A 7,359-nucleotide genomic window follows, 5' to 3' on the forward strand; every position below is an offset into this window, starting at 1 on the left:
TAACCATGCAATCTATTTACATTTCTTGGGTCGCACGGGTGCCAAGACGACCCATTCTACTCAGCCACATGGAATAATTTATGCAACTTTGTGGAAGCCTTGTCTTCTTTGGGGATATTTTTTCTATTATTGAAAAAATTATCAGATGTTATTCTGAGTCTACTAAGGATGGAGAATGTTAAGTCCATTTGTGCCAAGCACTGCAAGCCTTGTGCAGTTGATAACACGCAGCACTCTTAAACCTAGATTGGGTAAGGTAGATTAGACGGCAATCCATAGACTCTAAGGCCATAGACTCTGGAACATAGACTCTAAGACAATGACTCTAAGGCGTTTTGAGATCCTAAAATAATTGGGTGAGCCAGCCGATAAGCCGGGTTCTGTCGTGGACAGTCATTCATCTACGCATTATGTCACCATAATGCTTTAGCAACCTACCCGCCCTCAGTGCGGGTACACACCTAAGAGGGCCTATTTGGTCTTGCTCCGAACGGGGTTTACCCTGCCACGAACTGTTGCCAGTCGCGCGGTGCGCTCTTACCGCACCCTTTCACCCTTACCTGTGCTTGCGAAGAAGTCATCGGCGGTCTACTCTCTGCTGCACTTTCCGTAGGCTTACGCCCCCCAGATGTTATCTGGCGTTCTACCCTGTGGAGCCCGGACTTTCCTCTCGACCCAACCCCATTTAGCCACAAGTGAAAAAACAGAGAACAAGGTCCAGCGACTGCCTGGCTGGCTCGGGTCGGAGATTGCCACGCTTTGGGCAGAATAACAAGCGGAAGCGCCTAGTCCTGTTGCTGATCCAAACCATATTGATAGAGCTGATTTTTTTTGCCACCGGTAATTTTCGCCGCCAGAGCGGCCGCCTGCTTCAAAGGCAATTCAGCAGCGAGAATATCAAACACCCGATAACCTTCGGTATCAGAACCAGCTATTTTGTCAGCGCCATGAACCAACAGCACACACTCCCCTTTTTGCTGGTTGTGGTCCGCTTCGACCCAGTCAGCCAGCTCAGCCACTGTTGCCCGTTTGATAGTCTCAAAGGTCTTGGTTAATTCACGAGCCATGACAACCTGTCGCTCAGCACCAAAAACTACCACCATATCGCGTAAACAAGCTAGCACTCGATGCGGTGCCTCATAGAAAATCAGTGTACCGGTTTCGTCCTTAAGCGCCTGCAGTTGTTTAGTGCGGGCTTGCTGTTTGGCATTAAGGAAGCCCTCAAACATAAATCGATCAGAGGGCAAGCCAGCAGCAGACAGCGCAGCGATAGCAGCACTGGCACCGGGCACCGGCACCACTTGAATACCCGCTGTCAGGGCAGCATCGACCAAACGATAACCAGGATCCGATATTAAGGGAGTGCCTGCATCAGAAATCAGGGCAATGGATTGGCCATCAGCCAATTTTTTGGTCAATGCATCGATAATATTGGCGCCGGTATGATCATGATAGGCAACTAACGGGGTTGAGATGTTAAAATGCTGCATTAAACGCTTGCTATGACGGGTATCTTCAGCGGCAATCACATCTACCGATTGTAGTACCTGCACTGCTCGCGGTACCATGTCATCCAGATTACCAATGGGTGTTGCCACTACATAGAGAGATGAATTAAGGCCTGAGCTTACAGTCACAGCGAGTTCCTGACAATTGGATACAATTAAAGACGCTAGCCTAACAATGCAGAGACAATGAAAACAACTTTTTTATTAATTCTATTAACCGGCCTGCTAGTTGCCTGCGGTGGTCAATCAACTAAACAGCTCTCCCCAGAGCAAGTTTTGCTTAAGGCCGAATATATTCAAGACCTATTAAATCAAGCCCAAGGCGAACTGTCGCCCAACAAAGAACGCAAACAACTGAAAGCGGCAGCACTGCTATTAGAGGAACAACAACGTGATTTGGCCCAGCAAATTATCGATCAGCTTCAACCCGAACGATTGCCGCTAATAGACTTTGCCCGTTACGCCGAAATCAGCAGCCAACTACTGATCCGGCAAGGTCAGCATCAAAAGGCCAGACTGCTATTAGAAACACCCCAGTTACTGGAAAAACTTGAGACGCTGCCGCAATCCCACCAATTAACCCATGCATTGCTAAGAGCAGAAGTGTTTGCCTTGGTCGGAGACCATATCGCCAGCGCTCAGCGGCGTATTGATATCAACCCCCTACTTAGTCGCAAAAACCAGCGCAGTAACCGTGAAGCAATCTGGCATTCATTGATGTATGTTTCGACAGAAGACTTACTGCATTATCAAAAAACTAGCCTTGGTGGCGAGTATCAAGGCTGGCTAGAGCTGGCCGTTATTGCCAAAGATAATCAAGGTGATCTGGAACAACAATTGGCTCAACTGCAAAATTGGCAACAGCGATGGCCGCAGCACCCTGCCAACAAAGAACTACCCGGTGGCCTGCAACTAATCAAAGAACTGGCTGCCAACAGACCGCAGCAAGTCGCCCTGCTACTTCCATTGACGGGGAAATTAGCCCCTTTTGGCAAAGCCGTGCGCGATGGATTTATCGCCGCGCTTTATCAAACCCGCAACCGTGGCGGTAAAGTCCCCCGCTTAAAAATTTATAATACTGAAAATCACAGCGACTTTATGGCACTGTACCAACAAGCGATTACCGAAGGCGCTGAAACGATTATCGGCCCACTGGAAAAACACCGGCTGAGTTTATTATTTGACGCTGGTGATTTACCGGTACCCACCTTGAGTCTCAATCGCATCACTGACTATGGCAATGCTCCTGAACAACTGTTCCAATTTGGTCTGGCACCACAGGATGAAGCCCGTCAGGTGGCCGACATAGCCTTTGTTGAAAATCATCGACAAGCTTTAATTATCGCCCCTAGAGGAGAATGGGGCGCTAAAGTCAGTGCGGCCTTTAGCGAACGCTGGCAGGCCTTGGGCGGAGAGACAATCAAGCGCAGTATTTATACCGGTCAGACCGATTATTCCAGCTCGCTAAAGCAATCCTTACTACTGCAAGACAGCGAAGATCGCTCAAAACGGATCAGGCGCTTGGCCGGAGAACCGATAGAGTTTTTACCCAGACGTCGTCAGGATATTGATATGGTGTTTTTATTAGCACGGCCACAACAGGCTCGCTCGCTAAAACCCCTACTGGCCTTTCACTATGCCGGAGATATGCCAGTATATGGCATCTCACGCCTCTACACTGGTTATCAAGATACCCGTAAAGACCGCGACCTTAACGGCGTAAGATTTACCGATATGCCTTGGGTGCTTGAACCGCCTTCTGTCATGCATCAAACCATCGATGCTGAAATTAAACAGAGCAAGCAATATCAGCGCATGTACGCGCTGGGCATTGATAGTTTTCACTTGCATCCCAGATTGCGACAACTGCAAGAAACTGCCAATAGCCGTGTATATGGCCAGACCGGCAGATTAAAGTTAAATGAGCGCAATGAGATTGAACGGCAAATGTTATTTGCCCAGTTTAAACGCAATAAAGCGGTTATTATTCCGACAGCGACCCAAACTATTGATTTAAATTTAATCGGCAAGGATGGCCTAAGCAATGTTAGAAAAATGGAGAACTAAACGCTGTAGTCATCAAATCGGCGCTATCGTTGAACAAAAAGCCAGACGATGGCTGCAACAACGGGGGCTACAATTGATAGCAAGCAACTATCATTGCACCGCGGGTGAAATTGATATTATTATGCGGGACGATACGCATCTAGTTTTTGTTGAAGTGCGCTATCGTAGCAAAAATAGTTTTGGTGATGGTCTGGAGAGCGTCGATGCACGCAAACAGAATAAATTGCATAAAGCAGCGGCTTGTTACTTATTAGAGAATGCAGCATTGAATTTCCTGCCTTGCAGGTTTGATGTTATGGCAGCAAGACCCGACAATCATACTGGACTGCATTGGACATGGATAAAAGATGCTTTCACAACCTGAAACAGGCTAACAGCAATTTGGAATATTAATAAATACTATGGATTTAGATCAGCAGGTTATAGAATTTTTTCACAGCAGCATTGATACCACCATGCGTACACTTGATGAGCAAGCCGCACGGGTCAGTGATTGCGCCATGTTAATGGCGCAATGTTTACTCAGTGAACATAAAATCCTTTGCTGTGGTGAAGCCACTAATGGCGCACTGGCACAAATTTTTTCTGCATACCTGCTAAACCGCTATGACTATGAACGTCCCGGCCTGCCGGCAATTAATTTAAGCAGTGACGCAACCACCATTACCGCTCTATCTGCCGATGGTAATTTCAAAGATATTTTTGCCAATCAAGTTCGCGCTTTAGGGCAACCCGGCGATATATTATTTATTATTGCCGCTGCCAGCGATTCGGGCACCACTCTGGAAGCGATTAAAGCCGCCCATGACAAAGATATGATTGTGGTCTGCTTAAGCCATCAGCAGAGTAATGACTTTAAGGCTTTATTACAGCCTGAAGATATTGAACTACCGATACCCAGCGATAATAAAGCTAGGGTGATGGAATCACATTTACAAATTATTAATTATCTCTCTGAGCTAATTGATCAACAATTATTTGGGAGCCACCAAACACTATGAAAACATTTTTTAGCCTGATTTGTTTAACACTGCTGATAATCAGTATACAGGGCTGTAGCTCTTTTTTATCCGCCGTCACCGCTGACCCGATTGAGGATAAAGGCGATAAGCGCACAACAGGTTCCACCCTAGACGATGAAATGATCGAAATCAAAGCTCTAGTCAATATCGATAAGGCTGATGAGGAGTTGGCGCACGCCCATATTGTCGCAGTCAGTTTTAATGGTGTGGTTTTGCTAGCCGGCCAAGTTAATACCGCCGAGCAGCGCTTATTAGCTGAACAGACTGTCGATAAAATCAATAAAGTACGCCGCATTCACAATGAAATCACCGTATCCGGCGCTACTTCAATGGTCGCACGCTCCAATGATTCATGGATTACCACCAAAGTAAAAACCAAACTGCTGGCCAATAGTGAAGTGGAAGGCGGACGTATTAAAGTCGTGACTGAAAACGGTGTGGTTTATTTAATGGGCTTGGTTACCAGAGATGAAGCAACTCGTGCTGCCGAATATGCCAGACAAACTGGCGGGGTACAAAAAGTCGTTCGGATTTTTGAATATATTGAATAGATAATCATTCGCACGAAAAGGGAAAAGCCGAGAAATTACTTGATCACCCTTAAGCCAGGCTTTTTCTTATTGGCTTCGCCTGCTCCTGAACCTGAAGATTTTTTGGTTGAAGGTCTAGTCCCGGCAGGCTTGGGACCATCCGGCAATGGCGGCTCGGAGTCTGGATCATCCAAGTCAAAGATCATACCCTGATTATTTTCACGCGCGTAAACACCCATCACCGCTGTCATAGGCACATAAATATCCATCGGCACGCCACCAAAACGGCCGTTAAACTGCATGGCTTCATTAGTCAGCAAGAGATCCACCACCGCCACGGGTGACACATTAAGAACGATTTGCCCGTTTTTTACAAACTGCTGCGGCACTTCCACATGGTCAGCCATGGCATTCACGAGCACATAGGGCGTACAGTCGTTTTCGAGAATCCACTCATAGAGTGCTCTTACCAGATAGGGACGACTTGAGGTCATGGCCATGAGTTGAGTACCGTTAGTGCTGATCTAACAGCTGATCATGCATCCGTTTTAACGAGGTTTAACTGAATTTGGTTATGAAGAAGCGCTGTCTTTAGCACCACGCATTTCTTTTTCCATTTCAGACAAACTGGCTTGAAACGATTCGCGTTCAAATAAAGCGTCCATATAGGCCAATAACGGTTTGGTCTGTTTGTTATTAGGCATTTCAATACCTAATGCAGGCAAACGCCATAGGATGGGTGCCAAACAGCAATCCACTAGAGTGAACTCGTCATTCATAAAGTAGGGTTTTTCAATAAAGATAGGCGCAATCGCCATCAAACCTTCTTTTAATTCTTTACGCTGCTTGTCCAGCGTTTTGGCGTTAGCGGTACCTTCAACTAGGCTATCAACCAATACACACCAATCACGCTCAATCCGGTAAATATACTGACGACTGGCACCGCGGGCCACCGGATAGACAGGCAATAACGGCGGATGAGGAAAACGCTCATCAAGATATTCCATCATCACTTTTGATTCGTATAACACCAAATCACGGTCCAACAGCGTTGGCAGACTGTTGTAGGGGTTCATATCCGTTAGCTCTGCAGGAATATTATTCGCATCCGCTTCGATCACATCAACGGTAACGCCCTTCTCGGCTAAGACAATACGCACACGGTGACTGTAGTGGCTATTTGCATCGGAGAAGAAGGTCATTGAAGACCGTTTTGCAACAACACCCATTGGATTTTCCTCAGCTGATATCAGTATTTACTGACAATAATTAAAGTATCTTACAAAAAAACGGCGGATGCCTTATCCGCCGTTAATGAAAAAATTAGTGCACATCTTTCCAATATTCGCGGTTTAGCAAATAAGCAAACACAAAGAATAAAGTGATAAATAATAATACATAAATACCGATTCGTTTACGGTCTTCGACCATAGGCTCTGCAACATAAGCCATAAAATTAACCAAATCATAAATCGCTTGATCAAACTCTTCCGGCGTCAAAGCACCGGCTTCAGTGACGACAACACGATCGCAAGGGTTTAAGGCTTTACCATCTTTGTCAAATAATATGTCTTCACCGGTTAGTTCATCACGTTTGATACCACCATTAGCTGCTCTAGCAGGGCCAGGAACACACTCAGTGTCACCCTGTAGTTCAAGTAGTACATGAGGCATACCCACGTCTTTAAACACTTTGTTATTAACACCGTAAGGGCGGCTTGGATCGGTGTAGAAAGTACGCAGATAGGTGTACAACCAATCAGCACCTCTGGAACGAGCAACTAGAGTCAAATCCGGCGGGGCTGCACCAAACCATTTTTTCGCCATCGCCGCTGGCATGGCATTTTCCATTAAGTCACCGATTTTGGCAGCGCCTTCAATCTCGCCGGACATACCTTCGAACTTTAAGTTGCCTTCAAATAATTCCACCGGCACACCTAAATCGTTAGCCGTACGCTCGTAACGGGCATACTGCATTGAGTGACAACCCATACAGTAGTTCATATAGAGTTGGGCACCGCTTTGCAACGAGGCTTTGTTAGTAGCATCGACTTCGATATGATCCAGAGCAACCTTGGGTGATGCCCCAACAGCCTTTAGAGGGATCAGACTCAGGGATGCAATAGCGATTATGGCGCCGATAACTTTCCAGAAACCCATTCCGCCATTCATCGTAACCCGCTCAGGCTCAGGCAGCTCCTGATTTTTAGCAACCATAAAGGGCAAAGCGAA

Annotated in this window: 8 protein-coding genes and 1 other RNA gene; 4 read left to right on the top strand and 5 right to left on the bottom strand. The window is 46.4% G+C overall.

The window, feature by feature from the left end; translation table 11 throughout:
• Positions 1-353 precede the first annotated feature (353 nt).
• Both rnpB and rsmI read right to left on the bottom strand, forming a co-directional pair.
• An RNA gene (gene rnpB, locus AACP44_RS07710) (RNase P RNA component class A) lies at positions 354-740 on the bottom strand.
• A gap of 45 nt (positions 741-785) precedes the next feature.
• The gene (gene rsmI, locus AACP44_RS07715; protein ID WP_339339921.1) at positions 786-1,637 is read right to left on the bottom strand and encodes a 16S rRNA (cytidine(1402)-2'-O)-methyltransferase; all 852 of its coding nucleotides are present in this window, start codon (positions 1,635-1,637) and stop codon (positions 786-788) included.
• A 57-nt stretch (positions 1,638-1,694) separates the two neighbouring features.
• On the opposite strand from rsmI, the gene AACP44_RS07720 reads away from it, so the two are divergent.
• Genes AACP44_RS07720 through AACP44_RS07735 form a run of 4 tightly spaced genes read left to right on the top strand, consistent with a single transcriptional unit; the run spans position 1,695 to position 5,148 of the window.
• Positions 1,695-3,575, top strand: coding sequence for a penicillin-binding protein activator (locus AACP44_RS07720; protein WP_339339922.1), 1,881 nt, complete (start codon positions 1,695-1,697; stop codon positions 3,573-3,575).
• The gene (locus tag AACP44_RS07725) at positions 3,553-3,939 is read left to right on the top strand and encodes a YraN family protein (protein ID WP_339339924.1); all 387 of its coding nucleotides are present in this window, start codon (positions 3,553-3,555) and stop codon (positions 3,937-3,939) included. Before AACP44_RS07720 ends, AACP44_RS07725 begins: the two co-directional genes overlap by 23 nt.
• Before the next feature lie 37 nt (positions 3,940-3,976).
• Positions 3,977-4,576: an SIS domain-containing protein gene (locus AACP44_RS07730; RefSeq protein ID WP_339339925.1), complete on the top strand. Its 600-nt coding sequence runs from the start codon at positions 3,977-3,979 to the stop codon at positions 4,574-4,576.
• Complete coding sequence (locus AACP44_RS07735; protein WP_339339926.1) at positions 4,573-5,148, top strand: BON domain-containing protein; 576 nt, start codon at positions 4,573-4,575, stop codon at positions 5,146-5,148. The genes AACP44_RS07730 and AACP44_RS07735 overlap by 4 nt, the downstream gene beginning before the upstream one ends.
• 35 nt (positions 5,149-5,183) lie before the next feature.
• Here the strand turns inward: AACP44_RS07735 and AACP44_RS07740 are convergent, their stop codons facing one another.
• From AACP44_RS07740 to AACP44_RS07750, 3 genes are all read right to left on the bottom strand, one after another.
• Complete coding sequence (locus tag AACP44_RS07740; protein WP_339339928.1) at positions 5,184-5,627, bottom strand: ClpXP protease specificity-enhancing factor; 444 nt, start codon at positions 5,625-5,627, stop codon at positions 5,184-5,186.
• 72 nt (positions 5,628-5,699) lie between these two features.
• Positions 5,700-6,356 carry a glutathione S-transferase N-terminal domain-containing protein gene (locus AACP44_RS07745; protein ID WP_339339929.1) on the bottom strand — a complete coding sequence of 219 codons (657 nt, stop codon included), beginning with the start codon at positions 6,354-6,356 and terminating at the stop codon, positions 5,700-5,702.
• 94 nt (positions 6,357-6,450) lie between these two features.
• Positions 6,451-7,359: cytochrome c1 (locus AACP44_RS07750; RefSeq protein WP_339339930.1), on the bottom strand; the 909-nt coding region annotated here is incomplete at its 5' end.

The sequence above is a fragment of the uncultured Oceanicoccus sp. genome, from assembly GCF_963968385.1.
GTDB lineage: Bacteria > Pseudomonadota > Gammaproteobacteria > Pseudomonadales > Dasaniaceae > Oceanicoccus.

Excerpts from the sequence above, each read along its gene's own strand:
- AACP44_RS07735 (WP_339339926.1), top strand. The coding sequence starts at position 4,573 with ATGAAAACATTTTTTAGCCTGATTTGTTTAACACTGCTGATAATCAGT.
- AACP44_RS07745 (WP_339339929.1), bottom strand. The coding sequence starts at position 6,356 with ATGGGTGTTGTTGCAAAACGGTCTTCAATGACCTTCTTCTCCGATGCA.
- AACP44_RS07740 (WP_339339928.1), bottom strand. The coding sequence starts at position 5,627 with ATGGCCATGACCTCAAGTCGTCCCTATCTGGTAAGAGCACTCTATGAG.
- AACP44_RS07720 (WP_339339922.1), top strand. The coding sequence starts at position 1,695 with ATGAAAACAACTTTTTTATTAATTCTATTAACCGGCCTGCTAGTTGCC.
- AACP44_RS07730 (WP_339339925.1), top strand. The coding sequence starts at position 3,977 with ATGGATTTAGATCAGCAGGTTATAGAATTTTTTCACAGCAGCATTGAT.
- AACP44_RS07725 (WP_339339924.1), top strand. The coding sequence starts at position 3,553 with ATGTTAGAAAAATGGAGAACTAAACGCTGTAGTCATCAAATCGGCGCT.